We start from the raw sequence: 16,813 nt of genomic DNA, 5'->3' as shown, positions 1-16,813 counted from the left end.
CAATCCAGCCTTAGAGTCAACTTTTTTAGAGGGTTGGCTCTAGGCTTATCACTTTGTAAAGGAGTAAGAAAATGAAAAGAATAATTAAACAGGGTTTAGGAACGTTTCTGACCTGCCTGCTGCTGCTGAGTACGTTAGTGACCGGTTTAGCCGCGGAAGCCCAAGCTCAGACTGCAGCCAACCAAGGAACAGCGAGCCGCACGACGGTGGATCAGGTAATCAATGCTTTAGAGCAATGGGAAAGGGCATCTATTCAAGCCGCTTTTCAGACAGCGTCTGAGCAAGAGATTGTCGACCCTACAGTGTATAACTGGCCGACAATTGGCCTGGGCAGACTGGAACGGTATGATGGGCTCTCCGTTTACCTGGCGGAGAATGAAAAATATATCCAACAGAATTGGAATTCTATTTTGCGAAAGGTGACAGATCTGGCCAGAATCAGTTTGGCAGTTGGGGCAGCTCAGGGAAATCCCCAGGATTACGGCGGCAAAGATTTGATCGCCGAGATTTATAACTATCCTAACATTGAAGCCCAAGGTATTAATGGACCAATTTTTGCTTTGATTGCCTTGGACAGCGGCAGATATGAGCTGCCTGCCACGGCCAAGTGGACGCGGGATAAACTATTAGAGATTATTTTAAGCAAGCAATTGTCCGATGGAGGCTTTTCCTTGGATGGTACTGGAAATGGGGATGTGGATATTACCGCCATGGCAATCCAAGGCTTGGCTCCATACTACAGGGCAGGGCTGCCTGAGGTGAAAGCGGTCGTAGATAAGGCTCTGGCTTATTTAGCTCAGGCCCAGGAAGCGGACGGGGGCTTCAGATCCTGGGGCACGAAAAACAGTGAAAGTGTCTGTCAGACGATCATCGCTCTGTGTTCCATTGGGATCGACATAGATACGGATGCCCGTTTTATTAAGAATTCCAACACGTTGTTAAGTGATTTGCTTAAATTCAAGTCCAATGATGGCGGTTTTAGACACACTTTAGAGGACAGCACGAACCCTATGGCTTCAGAACAAGCCTTGATTGCGCTAGCGGCCTATGTAAGGTTTCAGGATGAAAAGTCCGGTTTGTATGACTATCATCCGGAAAAGCCTATTTCTATTCCAGCCCTTTCTAATGAACAAACCGGCCCTGCGATGCCTGAGATCCTGCGAATCGCCGGAGCGGATTGTTACGCTACAGCGGTGGAAATTGCTAAACGGAATTTCCCGCAGGGAGCAGAAACGGTCATTCTTGCCCGGGGGGATGTTTCGGCCGATGCTCTGCCGGCTGTGCCTTTGGCCAGGAAGTATCAGGCACCCCTCTTGCTGACTCCCTCTGATCAACTGCCGAGTCAGGTTTTTAATGAAATTCGAGCCTTGGGAGCAAAAAAGGTTTTGATCATGGGAGGAGAGGGCGCAATTGGCAGACAGGTGTCCGCTGTCTTAGATCAAGCGGGACTTGACGTACAGAGAGTATCCGGCAACGATCACTACTCCACGGCTTATGAAATTGCTAAACTGCTGGGGACTCAAGGGCAGGCTGTGATCGTCAGCGGAGATTATAGTCACAGCTACCCTGATGCGCTCTCCATCTCAGCTTGGGCGGCTTATAACGGTGTGCCCGTCCTCTATGCAGATAGATCTGCCCAACTGCCTAAGCCGACAGGGCAGGCTATCTCTGAACTGGGAGTCAAACAAACCCTCCTGATCGGCGGCACAGCCGTACTGCCGCTGGAATTAGAACAAATACTTCCTGACCCGAAACGCTATAGCGGCCAAACCCTTTATGATACCAATGCCATAGTTTTGGGTCAACTCCAGCCTAATCCCACAAAAATCTTTGTAGCTACCGGAGGCGGGTTTGCCGATGCCTTGGCCGGGGCAGCCGTTGCCGGTCAGTCTAATGCCTGGATTTTACTGACCGAACGAGGATCAAATGAGGGAAAAGGTTTGACCGGCGGGCAAGAGCAGCTTCTCCGCTCGGCCCGCGATCTTGTCACAGAGACCTATGTTCTGGGCGGCGCCGCCGTTATATCCGACAGCACGCTGCAGGCCCTAAAGCAGATTCTCCAAGCCGGCACTCCATAAACGCTGAAGGAAGGGAGCTACTATGAAAAAAGTTTCTGTTTTACTCATCCTGATCATGCTGCTGTCCCTTGTCTTAACCGGCTGCGGAGGAACCAAGATTGCCAACGGCGATCTGCCGGCGGGAATCACTAAATCGGTGGATGATTCAGCCTGGAAAGCAGAGGAGAGCAGTGCGCTTGAAACCGATGGGAAACGTATTGAGCAACAGCCCGACAATACTCAGGCTGTTCACGCCGCTTTGGAGCCAAGCACGCAAGAGAGTCAATCTGATCAGCCCTCCTCAGAAAATCAGGAGAGCAAGTCAGCTTCAGCCGTGAGCCCGCCCAGTTCCGGCAGCTCTGGTTCAAGTGAGGGTGCCGTTCCGGCTCTTACAGCCCCTCCGGTCCCTCAGCCAAATACTACTGCTGAAAATACCGTCACCTTCTCGATTAGTTGCCAAACTTTCGTAGCTAAGGGTTTTCACCTTAAGGAACAATTTCAGGAGGCAGTGCCTGCCGACGGAATTATCCTGCCTCCCACGGTCGTGGAATTTAAAGAGGGAGAAAAGGTGTTTGACGCTCTGAAACAAGTGGTACGCCAACATAAAATTCATATGGAGTATGAAGGTTCGAAGGGTACCCCTTATATTCAGGGGATCAGTAATTTGTATGAATTCGACGGAGGCCCGTTGAGCGGTTGGATGTATTGTGTCAATAAAGTATATCCCAATTATGGCTGTGGAGAATACAAGCTCAAACCGGGAGATCTGATTGAGTGGAATTACACCTGCGACTTAGGTAAGGATCTGGGACAGACCTGGTTGAGTGAGTAGAGGCAGGAAAAGGAAGGAAGAGAAGAATGAATAAGGCGTTTGCCTCGTATCATCCTGTGGTTAGTTTCAGCTTTTTTGTCTTGATTTTCATATTAGCCATGCTTTTGATGCATCCCGTGTTCGTTGGCCTGAATCTAATCTCAGCCTGCCTGTTTTCCTGGTTTTTGAATGGTCTAAAGGGACTTCGCTTCAATCTTAAATTTGGACTGCCCATGTTTTTGTTGGTTGCACTGGCAAATCCTTTATTAAATCATCGGGGGAAAACGGTTTTATTCTTCTTCAGGGATAATCCCATTACCCTGGAAGCCACCATGTATGGTCTTTGTTCCGCAGCCTCCCTGATCGGGATCATTGTCTGGTTTTCTTGTTACAACAAAGTCATAACCTCGGATAAGTTTTTGTACTTATTCGCTAAAGTGATACCTTCGATTGCCCTGTTGATTACGATGAGCATCAGAATGGTCTACAAGCTGCGCGGTCAGTTGAAAATGATCACCGCCGCTCAGCATGCCATCGGTCTGGATGCAAAAGAAGGGCAGGTCAGGCAAAGAATTCGGCGGGGAATGAGAACGATTTCCATCCTGCTCAGCTGGGCGATGGAAGACGGGATAGAAACTTCAGATTCTATGAAAGCCAGGGGGTATGGCTTAAAAAACCGCTCCACCTTTTCTCTGTTTAAATTTTCCCGGCGGGATGGGGTTATGTTGGGCATCATCATGGCTCTGGGTGCATTCTGTTGGGCCGGTTATTTTGCGGGCTATGGTGTGATGCGCTTTTACCCGTCGATAGCCCCCCTCAAAACATCTTCTCCGGCGCTGGGAATGTATCTGTGTTTTTTTGCCCTGGCCTTAATGCCTAGTCTGATCGAATTAAGGGAGAATGTGCAATGGCGCTCTTACAAATCAATGATTTAAGCTTTACTTATCCTGAATCCTCGCACAAAGCACTGGATAAGATCAATCTGGCGGTGGAGGAGGGAGAGCTGATTCTGCTTATTGGTGTGTCCGGATGCGGTAAAAGCACCTTACTTCGTCATATCAAACGGGAATTGGCGCCTCATGGTCATAAACGTGGGGAAGTCTGCTACGCAGGTGTAGAAATTGAACACTTAGATCAACGGACTGCCGTCACAGAGATTGGCTTTGTGCTGCAAAATCCCGAGACTCAGATTGTGACGGACAGGGTCTGGCATGAACTGGCCTTTGGTCTGGAAAACTTAGGGCTGGAGAAGGGGGAGATCCGGCGGAAGGTCGCGGAAATGGCCAGCTTTTTCGGGATTGACAGCTGGTTCAGAAAATCAGTGGATGATTTATCCGGAGGGCAAAAGCAAATTTTAAATCTAGCTTCAATCATGGCCATGCAGCCAAAATTGCTTTTATTGGATGAGCCTACCGCTCAGCTGGACCCTATTGCTGCCCAGGAGTTTCTCGCCATGATCGAAAAGATTAATCGTGACTTGGGCGTTACGGTCATTTTAAGCGAACACCGGCTGGAGGAAGTCTTTCCCCTGGCCGACAGGGTGGTTGTGATGGAAGGGGGGCAGGTCTTCTGTGCTGACAAGCCGGAGAAAGTTGCCCAGGTGTTAGGGGCGGACAGCAGTAAGGTGATCTTTAAAGGTCTGCCATCGCCTATTCGGATTTATAGTGAATTGCCGATAGGGGAGAAGTGTCCTTTGACTGTGCGGGAAGGGCGGCAATGGCTGATTCAGCAGGTTCTGCCTAATTTGGCTGAAACGGATAGCCTGGATCAGATGGGTCAGCCGGCAAAATCTGTTTGGACTGGAAACACAAAGGCGGAGCGAAGCAGGCCGGCCCTTGAAACCAAGGAAATCTGGTTTAAGTATTCTGCAGAAGGAAGTGACATCTTGAGGGGCGTGTCCTTGCAGGCTTACGCCGGAGAAACGCTTTGTGTGCTGGGCGGCAATGGCACAGGCAAGACCACTCTTTTAGGTGTGCTGTCCGGAGTCCTGAAAATAAAAAGAGGGCAGGTATGGGTGGATGGGAAAAAGCTGACGGATTTTAAATACGGTGAACTCTATCGGCATAATTTGGCGATGTTGCCCCAGAATCCTAAAGCACTGTTTGTATCGGATACGGTGCGGGGGGACCTGGAAGAAGCGGCAGAGCTGATCAGCCGGGATAAGACCGTACGAGAGCTGACAATCTCCAAAGTGATGGAAGAATTGGGCATTGAAGAGCTGGCTCGGCGTCATCCCTATGATTTAAGCGGAGGAGAGCAGCAAAAGGCCGGGATAGCCAAGCTTCTGCTCCTCCAGCCCAAGGTTATCCTGCTTGATGAACCGACTAAAGGACTGGACGCTTATTCTAAGGAAGGATTAGCCCAGATTTTCTTCCGTCTGCGTTCTCAAGGGGCAGCGATTGTTGTAGTGACTCATGACCTTGAATTTGCGGCTGAATACGGGGATCGCTGTGCCATGATGTTTGATGGAGAGATCGTCTCGGAGGGGAATCCCCGGGAGTTTTTTGCCGGGAATAGCTTTTACACAACCGCAGCCAACCGCATGGCCCGGGGCATCTTTTCCCAAGCGGTTACTTGCAAGGATGTGATTAAACAATGTCAAATAGGATTCGCATAATCCGTTGGGTATTGATGATGACAGTGCCCTGCTTATTGGTCGTTTCAACGTTGAGGGGAGATAAGAATTATGGTTTATTGAGTATTTTATTGATCATTCTGATCATGATTCCTTTTTTCCTGAGTTTTGAAAGACGCAGGCCAGAGGCCAGGGAGCTGGTAGTTATCGCAGTCATGGCCGGAATTGGTGCTTTAGGGCGAGTGGCTTTTGCCCCGATCCCTCATTTTAAACCCACCTCGGCTGTCGTGATTATTACCGCTATGGTGTTTGGACCGGAGGCCGGTTTTTTGACAGGTGCTGTAGCGGCACTCACCTCTAATCTGTTTTTCGGGCAAGGGCCATGGACCCCGTGGCAGATGTTTTGCTGGGGAATGATCGGCTTTGCGGCCGGAATGCTCAGAAACGCCGGTTGGCTGAAAAGCAGGCCGGGTTTAGCCGTCTTCGGTTTTATGACAGGCTTTGGCTTTGGTTGGGTCATGAATATTTGGTATATCATTGGCTTTATTGAACCCATCACCTATCAGGCCGTTATTGCAGCTTACATCTCCAGTTTCTGGTTTGATTTTACGCACGCTCTTTCTACCTTGATCTTTCTCGTGGTTTTAGCTAATCCTTGGATTAAAAAGCTGGAACGAATTAAAAAGAAGTTTGGTTTGCTGGATAATGGAAAAGAGGGTAGAGATGATGTTGTTTTAGAACCCTCATTAATTGGAAAGACGCTGGATAAATAGTTTGTTAAAAGAGCCTCAGCATTTTTGCATTGCTGAAGGCTCTTTTTAAGTGGAAAAGGATAGTTCATGAAGTATGAATGTTCTGAAGATAGAGGAATAGCAGTTGTCCAGGGAGAATAATAGGGTAGGTTCCTATATTGTGGAGACCATGAGTTGATCGTTTTCTCTAGTTTTACGGTGAGGTGAGATATAATGCTGATGAGCGATATGATGACCCGGGATGTCCCTCTGCTGCATCTTCAGGATAATCTTAGGCGGGGGGTGGAGCTTTTACGCTGGACCAAGCTGGATGCGCTGCCGGTGGTGGACAAGGATGGTTTCCTAATTGGGATTTTTACTAAAGCCAATGTCCTGGATGCCTTTTTGGCCGGGGCAGATTCTTCGGAAATAATTGAACGCCATTATAATACCCAGGTAGTGACTGTTGAAGCAGATATTCCTTACCAGGAGGTTGAACAGCAGGCTAAACAGACTTCTGTAGGTACAGGTGTCGTTGTCGACAAAGAGGGAAAAGTATTAGGGATTTTTACTAAAGTTGACATGATCATAGCTCTTTTTAGAGAAGCAGAACAACAAGCTAATAAGATAAATACGGTCTATCAAGCCATGCCCAACGGAATTATCGTTGTGGATCAGGATAACCGTATTCAACAGATAAATCCTGCCGGTGAAAAAATTCTGGGTTTGAAGCAGGAAGTCATTAAAGAACAGCTCTTCAATAGGGTTATTTCAGGTTTGGATTTGGATTCAGTATTAAGACAGTCTCAATATTTAGTTGGAGTTCAGACTGAAATGAATCAGGTGACCGTTCTCTGCAATATCAGCCCTTTGGGTCAGATGGCCGGAGCTGTGATTGTTTTCCAAGCTTTAACGGATTTAGACCAAGTGGCCTTAGAGCTGGATGCCACGAAACGCTTGTATGAAACCTTGCTTACAGTTACCAATATTGCCTATGAGGCGATTTTCGTTGTAGACGACCAGGGAAAAATTACGCTGGCCAATGAGGCAGCCTGTCAATTTTTTGGCAAGAGAGAAAACGAATTATTGCAAAAACCAATTGATCAAGTCATCGAGAATACCCGGCTTCTGCGAACCTTAAAAACCGGCATGGCGGAAACCAATGAAATCCAGGTCATATATGGCCGTCCTTATATCGTCTCCCGCCTGCCTATTGTGCGCCAAGGCAAGATTATTGGAGCGGTGGGTAAAATTACGTTTCAGAAATTGGATGAAGTCAAGGAGGTTGCTCAAAGACTTGCTCAGTTGGACCTGGAATTAAATTATTACAAGGAACAAATAGGCTCAGCCAGAGGACCTGTTACATTTAATCAGATTATTACGGTTAATCAGGATATGCGCAGATTGAAGCAAGAGGCTGAAATTGCCGCCCGGGGTAATTCGACAATTATGCTGACGGGGGAAAGCGGTACGGGCAAGGAACTTTTCGCGGAAGCTATTCACCGGGCAAGCCCCCATCGAAATGGTCCCTATGTCAAGGTTAATTGCGCAGCAGTTCCGGAAAATCTTCTGGAGTCCGAATTCTTTGGCTATGCCGGCGGTGCATTCACGGGGGCCCAGAAGGGGGGCAAAGCAGGTAAATTTGCTGTTGCTGATGGAGGGACACTTTTTCTGGATGAGATTGGCGATATGTCCCTTAATTTACAAAGTAAACTCTTAAGGGTATTAGAGGACAGGTCTTTTGAACCAATCGGGAGCAATGAATCTGTAAAAGCAGATGTGAGAATCATTGCGGCTACGAATAAAGATCTTACGGAAAAGGTCGCGCGTGGCGAATTCCGCAGTGATCTTTACTATCGTCTTAACGTTATTTCATTCCGCCTAATCCCAATTCGAAACCGCTCAGAAGACATCATTCCTTTAGTTCATGTTTTCTTAGAACGGCTAAATCAAGATTTTGGCAAACGAATTTTAGGGGTTAGCCCGGAAGTAGAAAAGATTCTTATTGCTCATCGTTGGCCCGGAAATGTGCGGGAGCTGAAAAATGTGATTGAGAGGGCCGTGAATTTTGCTGCCGGGGAATTGCTGGAACGAGCAGATTTACCCTTTTACCTCAGAGAAGAACGACAAGGGCCGCCCTTATTTTTAACGAAGGATTGGAACTTGGAGAATGCCCGTGAACATTTGGACAAAGAAACCTTGGAAAAGGCCCTCCTCGAAATGAACGGCAATAAATCCGAGGTTGCCCGGCTGCTCGGAATTTCGCGATCCTGGCTTTATGAAAAAATGCGGCGTTACGATATTAAAACTCCGTAGTGAAACTATAGCAGCTTGAGTCTCCTCAAGACATTTTCTTTATTGAAACCACACAACATCTTAAAGTTGGATTCACAATTTTACCATAATTGGTGGCTATCATAATAGTGACCCGATTATAAAGTACCTGCTTTGAAATCGGAAACAATTTTTAAGGAGGAATCCAATGAAAAAGAAACTAGCGGTAGGGATCCTGAGTGCTGTCTTGTTGGTTGGAGGTGCAACGGCAGCTTTGGGCGCCACAGATTCAGCAAAGCTCGATGAAATTAAAAGCCTGACACAGCAAATGTTTGGAATTCAGAAGCAAATTGTGGACAAACAAGTGGAAGCCGGGCTAAAGACAGCTGAACAGGCAGACACGATGAAAAAATTTATTGACGAGCGGCAACAGGCCAGCGAACAAGCCTTAGCTGAAGGCAAGGTACTAGGTCCTTGTATTGGCGGAAATGGCATGGGGATACGCGACAAAGTCAAGATATTTAATAATGGTGAACCTATGACGGAAGAACAGATTGAAGCCTGGAGTGAAGCTGCCGAAAAACGCATAGCGGCTCAAGTAGAAGCCATGAAGAAAAACGGCAAATTAACGGAGGAGCAGATCAAAACTTGGAGCGAAGCTGAACAAGCCCAGCTGGAAGTTCAGAAAGAAGCTATGAAGAATGGTACCTTTGTTCCTGGCGGCATGGGCGGTGGCTTAGGCAAAGGAATGCGCGGCGGTCATCGGGGTGCTTGGAATGAAAAACTGGCGCCGGAAACAAACGCCACACCGGAAAGTACATCTCAGACTAATTTCTAGGAATTTGGTACATCTTGGGGGATTAGCAGAAAAACTAAACTATACTTAAAGAGCCTGACACTGGCAGTTCAACATGAAGTTGGATTGCCAGTGTTTTTTAGTGGCTTTCTATAGCTATATTGATTAGAAAGTAACAAAAATGGAGCCCTTTCTTTGGATGATTATACAAAGGGAATTCAGCAAGAATTTGCGAATAATGATATAGGTCGAAATAATAGTGATATTGAGATATTTTATAGAATCGAGGAGGTTAAAGCAATAATTTGCATTAACTTGCTGGACTTTGTGCTGCTAAAGGGGATTAGTTTACCCTGAAGTAAGGAATGTTGATTATAGCTGGAAAAATGCGTCTCGGAAGGGGATTAAGAAGTTGATTAAGATGCCTTCAGGTCAAACAACGCTAGAACAGGTTCTGCCGCTCCTGCAAGTGAGAATATTCGCTTATGATTGCCTGAGAAGAACGTTTCTGGGCGAGCCGTCTAAGGAGTTTCTCCGAACCGTGAGTCATGAAGGTTTCATCGAAGGGTTTCCTTTTGCCGAAGATAGTGCATTGATACACGAGGGAGCAGAAAACGTCTCGGAGTATCTTAAAAATCAGGATGTTTTAAGTGAAGAAGTGCACGATAAATTGCATTGGGATTATACGCGTATGTTTATAGGACCTTACGAATTGCCTGCTCCCCCTTGGGAATCGGCTTATTTAAATAAGGAACGGCTTTTGTTTCAAGAAGAAACCATAAACGTGCGAAGAGCTTATTTGAAGTATGCATTTCTGCCAAAGGACTTTGGCCATGAAGCAGATGATCATTTGGGATTAGAGCTTGACTTTATGTACCAACTCAGTGAATTAGCCGAAGCGAAGGTTAGCAAGCAAGACATTGGAGGCCTGGTGGAAGTCCTTAGGGATCAAAAGGCGTTTTTAGAAGATCATTTGTTGAAGTGGGTACCGGAGTTCAGTAAACAAGCCGCCCGACATGCTCAAACCCAATTCTACGAGGGTATGGTCAAGATTTTAGCTGGATTTTTAGAATTGGATCTTAAAGCTTTAGAAGAGCTTTTAGATATAAATGTTTAAAATTTAGGAGGTGTCTAACGAATGGCGGACCTGATTGGAAAAGCCAAGGACTACATGTTAAGCAGACGGTCGTTTCTGCGTATGACGGCGACGTTTACAGCAGGTGCAGCGGCGGCGGTCACTCTGCCCGGGTGCGGGCTGGTCAAAGTTGATGCGGAGCAAGCGGAGATGTTAGCCAATCAAGAGGGTAAGTGGGTTACATCGGCTTGTTGGCATAACTGCGGTGGTCGCTGCCTTAATAAGGCGTTTGTTGTCAACGGAATCGTTACTAAGATGAAGACAGATGATACACATCCGGATAGTCCGGATAATCCGCAGCAACGAAGCTGCCTGCGGGGGCGTTCTCATCGTCAACATATCCTGGGGGCGGATCGTCTCAAGTATCCGATGAAACGTAAGAACTGGGAACCTGGCGGTGGAAAGAAAGAGCTGCGCGGTAAGGATGAATGGGTTCGTATTTCCTGGGACGAGGCTTTGGATATCGTATCCAGCGAAATCAAGCGAATTAAAGAAAAGTACGGAAACGGTGCTTTCTTCTACCCAAGCGGCGGCACTGAAATCCCTAGAGTGCTTAGTTTATATGGCGGATATACGGCTCGCTGGGGATTGGTTTCCTGGGGAACCTGGGCGGACGTTTATCCCAAGATCACCGGAATTGCCAACAATGGGGCTTCTTCAGGGAACGACCGCTTCAGACTGCGCGACTCGAAGCTGATTATTCTTTGGGGTGCTAACCCTGCATCCTCAAGTATGGGTACGCCGACTTATAATTTCTTACAAGCCAAAAAAGAGGGCGTTAAATTCATTGTCATCGACCCTCTCTACACCGAATCGGCCAGGGTTTTAGCTGATGAGTGGATTCCGATTCGCCCCGCGACGGACACTACCCTCATCCTCGGCATGGCCCACTATATTATTACAAACAATTTAGTGGATAAGGCATTTTTAGATACCTATTGCCTTGGTTATGATGCTGATCACTTGCCCGAGGGGGTTGATCCGAAAGAGAACTTTAAAGACTATGTACTCGGCACCTTTGACGGAACTCCTAAGACTCCTGAGTGGGCGGCTGAAATATGCGGTGTCAGCGCCGATCTTATCACAAAACTGGCTAAAGAGTATGCCACATCAAAACCGGTAGCGGTGATCACCGGCGGTGCACCGGCCAGGATCAATAACGGGGAACATTTCCCGCACTCATTGATGACGTTAGCTTTTATGACCGGTAATATCGGGGTTCCCGGTGCCGGCGTAAGTCCTAATATGCATAATAGCTCGACCAATGCTGGTCCGGCTCTTGTTAAAGCCGGAGGCAACGGTGTTCCCGCTATTGCCAATCCCATAAAAGCCAAGTTGAATAACTTGGAAATGTGGCAGGCAATGCTTGATGGAAAATACACGGATGGTCCCGGTCCCAAAAAAGATGTCAATATTCAAATGATCTATCATGGATATGCTTCGGATCTCAATCAGAGAGCCGGAATGATGAAAGGGATTGAAGCTCACCGGAAGGTTGAATTTGTAGTATCTCAGAACTTATTCCTGAACACTAACTCCCGATATGCGGATGTTGTTTTACCCGTCTCTTCCCCATGGGAGTCTTATGGCGGAACCCTTACAGGCAATCGGGAGATCTTGATTTACTACAGTCAGGTAATAGAGCCGTTATATGAGAGCAAAAGTGATATGTGGATTGCTAAAGAACTTGGAAAACGATTAGGGCTTGATCCCCAGGTCATTGATCCTGTTTCTGAGGAGCAACAGGTCTACAACCAATTAGCCGGAGCTACGGTTATGAAAATGGATGCTTCGGGCTATGAAAAATTAGTCACATTTACAGCCGAAGACATTCAAAGCTTGGGGGTTAAGGGTACCCCTCAAACAGGGCGCATAACTTATGCCGAGTTTAAGGAAAAAGGTATCTATCAGTTTCCCAGATCCCGGGGAGATAAGTTTGAATTTACCTCGTTTGAAGATTTCTTAGCGGATCCGGTGGGCAAAAAGCTAGCGACTCCCAGCGGTAAATTAGAAATTTACTGTCAGCCCTTAGCAGATCACATCGAAAAGATTGGCTTTAACCTCAAGTCGCCGCTGCCCAAATACGAGCCTTCTATCGAAGGGTATGAAGATGGTGTAAAGGATGGATATCCATTCCAGCTCGTGACCATACATTATCAAAGAAGGTCACACTCAACCATGGATAATGTGCCCTGGCTGAGAGAAGCATTTCCCCAGGAATTTTGGATCAATGCCAGCGATGCTGCTGCCTTAGGAATTAAGAATAACGATATTGTTAAGGTCACTAGCCGTTGGGGTTCCATCATCCGTCAAGCCTATGTCACTGAACGAATTAACGTTGGGGTTGTCGCGGTCGGCGAGGGTGCCTGGATTGAGTATGATGATGCAGAAGGGGTTGACAAGGCGGGTGCTACCAATGTTCTTAATGGACCTATTCCATCAGGGCAAGGGCATACGGGTCATAACTCCTGTAATGTTAAGGTCGAAAAATACAATAAACCTCTTGCACCAGACTATACCTGGCCGCAACGGATCATTTTTTAAGGAGGTGGAATAATGGCACAACTTGGTTTTTATTACGATATGACAGTCTGCACAACCTGTAAAACCTGTCAAATAGCCTGTAGTGACAAAAATAATTTGGAAGCGGGAACCACTTTTAGAAAGGTCCATAATTTCGAAGGCGGAAAATTTCCTAAACCTTGGGCTTATCACATCTCCATGGGGTGTAATCATTGTTCAGACCCGAAGTGCGTCAAGAACTGTCCTTCAGGCGCGTTATCTAAACGCGAAAAGGACGGTGTCGTCACGCATGATAAGGAAAAATGTATTGGCTGTAAACTCTGTACCTGGTCTTGTCCCTATGGAGCACCGAAGTACCTTGAGAAGCAAGGTAAAGCCGGAAAATGCAACATGTGTGCTGACCTGCTTGATATGGGAGAAGAGCCGGCCTGTGTAACTGCCTGCCAGATGAGAGCTTTGCAGTTTGGAGACATCGAAGAGCTGCGTAAGAACCATAAAGGCACAGCAGATGTCAAAGGGTTACCGGATTCAGGAATAACCAATCCTTCGCTTATCATTAATCCTAATAAAGAAGCTGTGAAGTAAAATGAAGGGGGCCTTACAATGTTTGCTGAAGAATGGCCTTTAATGATGTTCACTTTATTAAGCCAGTTGGCAGTAGGAACTTATTTTATCTTAGTAGTCGTGCGGTCAATCCTGAACAGTAAGAACAACTCACCGGTTGCAGATCAGATCACAAAAGGCGGGATGAGAGCAGTCGGTCCGTTAATGGCCTTAGCCTTGATCTTTTCCTTATTCCATTTAGGATCACCTTTGGGTGCCTACCGGTCGATTTCTAATTTAGGATCATCCTGGTTAAGCCGTGAGATTGTAACGGCCGGAGGTTTCTTTGTACTATGGGCAATTGGTTACTATCTTGAGAGAAAAGGCAAGAGCGGAGCTGCTCTGAGTTGGGTCACAGTACTGTTTGGGTTGGCGGCGGTCTTTAGCATGGCCAGCATTTATGCCACGTCTGTTCGTCCCGCTTGGGCTGACACCAATACTTATATTGCCTTTTTCGGCACAACACTTCTCTTTGGTGCGACTGGAGCCTTAGCGTCCATGGTTCACGGGATGAAAGGGGCCGACGTTTCGCCGGAGGTTTCAAGCACCTTGAAGAAAGTAAGTTTTGTAGCTATCGCAGCGTTGGCAGTCCCCCTGATCTATTTGCCGGTCTATATCTCGGGCTTGGGGTCCGGTGGAAGTGCAGCAATGGCTTCAGCTGAACTCCTTAAGGACAGCTATGCTATGACGTTGATCTTAAAGTGGGTCATTTCCATCTTGGGTGGAGTTCTTTTACTGAATGCCATCTTTAAAGGCGGCAAAGGGACCATTCCTGCCAACTCAGTTTACCTTGCTTTAGGCGTAGTACTTGTAGGAGAGTTCATTGGGCGTTATGTATTTTACGCTTCCGCGGTATCGATCATGGTGGGCTTACACTAGGCTCAAAGACGCGTAATTACGTTTTAGACTTTAAATCCAAGTTCAAATAAGCAATAGATGATACGGGCAGCTCCACAAGAAGTTGGAGCTGCCCGTATGCTTAGAAAGACCTCCATGTCGCTGACGGCACCACCAAAGAATGAATTGAGATCTACTATGTTTGGTGCTTACGAATACGAAATAGTATATTAAAAGACCTTCCCAAGCAAGCTTAGGAAGGTCTCAGTGTGCTGATTAGTGATTACCAATTGCTGCGTGAACGTGGTTGATAGCACTCACGGCAATAAACTGGCTTGTCGCCTGATGGTTGGAAAGGAACGGTTGTTTCTTTTCCGCAAGTAGCGCAAATGGCAGGGAACATTTCACGTTGCTGACGGCCATATCCGCCGCCGTTGTTTCTGTTTTGTGCTTTTTTGGCTGCACGGCACTCAGGGCAGCGACCAGGTTCGTTAGTGAATCCTTTTTCTGCATAGAACTCTTGTTCAGATGCGGTAAATTCGAAATCCCGTCCACAGTCTCTGCAATTTAGAATTTTGTCATTAAACATTATAAAAAACCTCCAAAAATATATTACCCGTGCTCTACATGGCAAGTTCAACAACTTCATCCCAGAGCCTTAGGCAATAGAGAAGGTTTGCTAAATCCACAAGTTTTTACGAGCTTATATCAGTATAACAAAATAATGACAGATGTCAAATAGTATATTTCCTAATAACCATATTTTAAGCTATTTATGCCAAAATTAACGGAGTTAGCTATACATCTTCTCCAGCAGGGCTTTAACATCTTCATTTTCAAGGTATTCATCGTAGGTCATCTGTCGATCCAGGAGTCCTTTAGGTGTGATTTCAATGATACGGTTGGCGATGGTTTGAACAAACTGATGATCTTGAGATACAAACAGGATATTTCCGTCGAGGTTCGTTAACGAATTGTTGAGCGCCGTGATTGACTCCATATCCAAGTGATTGGTAGGCTCATCAAATATGAGGATGTTCGCGCCGCTGAGCATCATGCGCGAAAGCATACACCGTACTTTTTCTCCCCCGGAAAGGACACTCGCCTTTTTCAAGGACTCATCTCCGGAGAATAACATCCGGCCAAGGAATCCCCGGACAAAGGACTCATCAGGGTCTTTAGAGAATTGTCTCAGCCAATCCACAAGATTCAGGTCCGTCTCAAAGTACGACGAGTTATCCAAAGGAAGATAGGCTTGAGTCGTTGTAACCCCCCAGCTATATTCACCGCTGTCAGGGGTAATCTCACCCATCAATACTTTAAACAAGGTTGTCTTGGCAACGCCATTTGGACCAACGAAAGCAATCTTGTCGCCTTTGTTTACCATAAAGGAGAGGTTATCGAGAATTTTTTCGCCGTCAATAGTGACACTTAAGTTTTTGACATCTAAAATATTGTTACCTGCTTCCCGATCCGGCGTGAAGGCTATATAAGGATATTTACGGGAAGACGGCTTGATATCGTCAAGAGTTAACTTGTCAAGCTGCTTTTTACGGGAGGTTGCTTGTTTTGCTTTGGATGCATTTGAACTGAAGCGCTGAATAAATCTCTGCAGTTCTTCAATTTTGTCTTCTTTTTTCTTATTGGCTTCCCGCATTAATCTAAGTGCCAATTGGCTGGATTCATACCAAAAATCATAATTGCCCACGTATAATTGAATCTTACCGAAATCGATATCCGCGATATGGGTACATACTTTGTTCAAGAAATGCCGGTCATGAGAGACAACAATAACGGTATTTTCATAATTATAAAGGAAATTCTCCAGCCAGCGGATTGATTGAAGGTCGAGATGGTTGGTTGGTTCATCAAGCAACAGGATATTCGGATTGCCAAACAGGGCTTGGGCCAGTAAGACCCGAACTTTCTCATTTCCACTAAGATCTTTCATCTTACTGGCTTGCAAGTCTTTACCTATCCCTAGCCCCATCAATAATTCAGATGCTTCAGACTCTGCCTGCCAGCCATTCAGTTCAGCAAATTCTCCTTCTAAGACAGATGCTCTAATTCCGTCCTCCTCAGAAAAATCCGGTTTGGAGTAGAGAGCGTCTTTTTCTTCCATAATCTCGTATAGTCTGGAGTGCCCCATGATAACGGTTTTGAGCACTTCATATTCTTCGAATTCAAAGTGGTCCTGCTTTAAAACTCCAATGCGTTCTCCAGGCGTCAGAACGACTTCACCACTGGTAGATTCGATCTCACCGGACAGTATTTTTAAAAAGGTTGATTTTCCGGCGCCATTGGCTCCAATTAAACCGTAACAGTTTCCGGGGAGAAATTTGACATTGACATCTTCAAATAAGGCTCTTTTACCGAATCTTAAGGTTAACCTGCTGGTACTAATCATTATTAATCGTTCCTTTATATATAGATTTGCCCTTGCTTGAGAATATAGTATATCATCTTATTAC

13 protein-coding genes are annotated in these 16,813 nt (G+C 46.4%); 11 read left to right on the top strand and 2 right to left on the bottom strand.

From position 1 onward, the window contains the following. Nucleotides 1–71: 71 nt before the first annotated feature. The 11 genes from DESYODRAFT_RS18375 (at nt 72) to DESYODRAFT_RS18325 (ending at nt 14,384) form a co-directional block, all read left to right on the top strand. A complete protein-coding gene (locus tag DESYODRAFT_RS18375; RefSeq protein WP_007785378.1) occupies nt 72–2,078 on the top strand; it encodes a cell wall-binding repeat-containing protein in 2,007 nt (668 codons plus the stop codon). A gap of 22 nt (nt 2,079–2,100) precedes the next feature. After that, nucleotides 2,101–2,889, top strand: coding sequence for a DUF4430 domain-containing protein (locus DESYODRAFT_RS26725; RefSeq protein WP_007785377.1), 789 nt, complete (start codon nt 2,101–2,103; stop codon nt 2,887–2,889). A gap of 26 nt (nt 2,890–2,915) precedes the next feature. Next, a complete protein-coding gene (locus DESYODRAFT_RS18365) occupies nt 2,916–3,803 on the top strand; it encodes an energy-coupling factor transporter transmembrane component T (protein WP_007785376.1) in 888 nt (295 codons plus the stop codon). Next, nucleotides 3,776–5,485 (top strand): ABC transporter ATP-binding protein, encoded by a 1,710-nt coding sequence (locus DESYODRAFT_RS18360; protein ID WP_007785375.1) that lies wholly within the window; start codon nt 3,776–3,778, stop codon nt 5,483–5,485. Before DESYODRAFT_RS18365 ends, DESYODRAFT_RS18360 begins: the two co-directional genes overlap by 28 nt. Next, on the top strand, nt 5,464–6,216 hold the full coding sequence (locus DESYODRAFT_RS18355) for an ECF transporter S component (RefSeq protein WP_007785373.1): 753 nt from the start codon (nt 5,464–5,466) through the stop codon (nt 6,214–6,216). The genes DESYODRAFT_RS18360 and DESYODRAFT_RS18355 overlap by 22 nt, the downstream gene beginning before the upstream one ends. Nucleotides 6,217–6,408: 192 nt before the next feature. Next, the gene (locus DESYODRAFT_RS18350) at nt 6,409–8,490 is read left to right on the top strand and encodes a sigma-54-dependent Fis family transcriptional regulator (protein WP_007785372.1); all 2,082 of its coding nucleotides are present in this window, start codon (nt 6,409–6,411) and stop codon (nt 8,488–8,490) included. 166 nt (nt 8,491–8,656) lie between these two features. Beyond that, on the top strand, nt 8,657–9,286 hold the full coding sequence (locus DESYODRAFT_RS18345) for a DUF2680 domain-containing protein (RefSeq protein ID WP_007785371.1): 630 nt from the start codon (nt 8,657–8,659) through the stop codon (nt 9,284–9,286). 379 nt (nt 9,287–9,665) lie between these two features. Then, nucleotides 9,666–10,361 (top strand): TorD/DmsD family molecular chaperone, encoded by a 696-nt coding sequence (locus DESYODRAFT_RS18340; RefSeq protein ID WP_007785368.1) that lies wholly within the window; start codon nt 9,666–9,668, stop codon nt 10,359–10,361. Nucleotides 10,362–10,382: 21 nt separating this feature from the next. Further along, entirely contained in the window at nt 10,383–12,923 is a 2,541-nt protein-coding gene (locus DESYODRAFT_RS18335; protein ID WP_007785366.1) for a molybdopterin-dependent oxidoreductase, read from the top strand. A 12-nt stretch (nt 12,924–12,935) separates the two neighbouring features. Then, complete coding sequence (locus tag DESYODRAFT_RS18330; RefSeq protein WP_007785365.1) at nt 12,936–13,487, top strand: DMSO/selenate family reductase complex B subunit; 552 nt, start codon at nt 12,936–12,938, stop codon at nt 13,485–13,487. Between the two features lie 18 nt (nt 13,488–13,505). After that, nucleotides 13,506–14,384, top strand: a complete 879-nt coding sequence (locus DESYODRAFT_RS18325; protein ID WP_007785364.1) for a dimethyl sulfoxide reductase anchor subunit family protein — start codon at nt 13,506–13,508, stop codon at nt 14,382–14,384. A 241-nt stretch (nt 14,385–14,625) separates the two neighbouring features. Here DESYODRAFT_RS18325 and DESYODRAFT_RS18320 read toward each other — a convergent pair whose 3' ends face one another. Next, nucleotides 14,626–14,931, bottom strand: a complete 306-nt coding sequence (locus DESYODRAFT_RS18320; protein ID WP_007785363.1) for a zinc-ribbon domain containing protein — start codon at nt 14,929–14,931, stop codon at nt 14,626–14,628. A gap of 204 nt (nt 14,932–15,135) precedes the next feature. After that, entirely contained in the window at nt 15,136–16,749 is a 1,614-nt protein-coding gene (locus tag DESYODRAFT_RS18315) for an ABC-F family ATP-binding cassette domain-containing protein (protein ID WP_007785362.1), read from the bottom strand. Nucleotides 16,750–16,813 lie beyond the last annotated feature (64 nt).

This window comes from Desulfosporosinus youngiae DSM 17734 (assembly GCF_000244895.1).
GTDB lineage: Bacteria > Bacillota > Desulfitobacteriia > Desulfitobacteriales > Desulfitobacteriaceae > Desulfosporosinus > Desulfosporosinus youngiae.
Note: the sequence above shows the minus strand (reverse complement) of the source record. Positions and strands in the feature narration are given on the sequence as shown.

Bases quoted from the DNA above. Each gene is read 5' to 3' on its own strand.
- DESYODRAFT_RS18375 (WP_007785378.1), top strand. From the start codon at position 72: ATGAAAAGAATAATTAAACAGGGTTTAGGAACGTTTCTGACCTGCCTG.
- DESYODRAFT_RS26725 (WP_007785377.1), top strand. From the start codon at position 2,101: ATGAAAAAAGTTTCTGTTTTACTCATCCTGATCATGCTGCTGTCCCTT.
- DESYODRAFT_RS18365 (WP_007785376.1), top strand. From the start codon at position 2,916: ATGAATAAGGCGTTTGCCTCGTATCATCCTGTGGTTAGTTTCAGCTTT.
- DESYODRAFT_RS18360 (WP_007785375.1), top strand. From the start codon at position 3,776: ATGGCGCTCTTACAAATCAATGATTTAAGCTTTACTTATCCTGAATCC.
- DESYODRAFT_RS18355 (WP_007785373.1), top strand. From the start codon at position 5,464: ATGTCAAATAGGATTCGCATAATCCGTTGGGTATTGATGATGACAGTG.
- DESYODRAFT_RS18350 (WP_007785372.1), top strand. From the start codon at position 6,409: ATGCTGATGAGCGATATGATGACCCGGGATGTCCCTCTGCTGCATCTT.
- DESYODRAFT_RS18345 (WP_007785371.1), top strand. From the start codon at position 8,657: ATGAAAAAGAAACTAGCGGTAGGGATCCTGAGTGCTGTCTTGTTGGTT.
- DESYODRAFT_RS18340 (WP_007785368.1), top strand. From the start codon at position 9,666: ATGCCTTCAGGTCAAACAACGCTAGAACAGGTTCTGCCGCTCCTGCAA.
- DESYODRAFT_RS18335 (WP_007785366.1), top strand. From the start codon at position 10,383: ATGGCGGACCTGATTGGAAAAGCCAAGGACTACATGTTAAGCAGACGG.
- DESYODRAFT_RS18330 (WP_007785365.1), top strand. From the start codon at position 12,936: ATGGCACAACTTGGTTTTTATTACGATATGACAGTCTGCACAACCTGT.
- DESYODRAFT_RS18325 (WP_007785364.1), top strand. From the start codon at position 13,506: ATGTTTGCTGAAGAATGGCCTTTAATGATGTTCACTTTATTAAGCCAG.
- DESYODRAFT_RS18320 (WP_007785363.1), bottom strand. From the start codon at position 14,931: ATGTTTAATGACAAAATTCTAAATTGCAGAGACTGTGGACGGGATTTC.
- DESYODRAFT_RS18315 (WP_007785362.1), bottom strand. From the start codon at position 16,749: ATGATTAGTACCAGCAGGTTAACCTTAAGATTCGGTAAAAGAGCCTTA.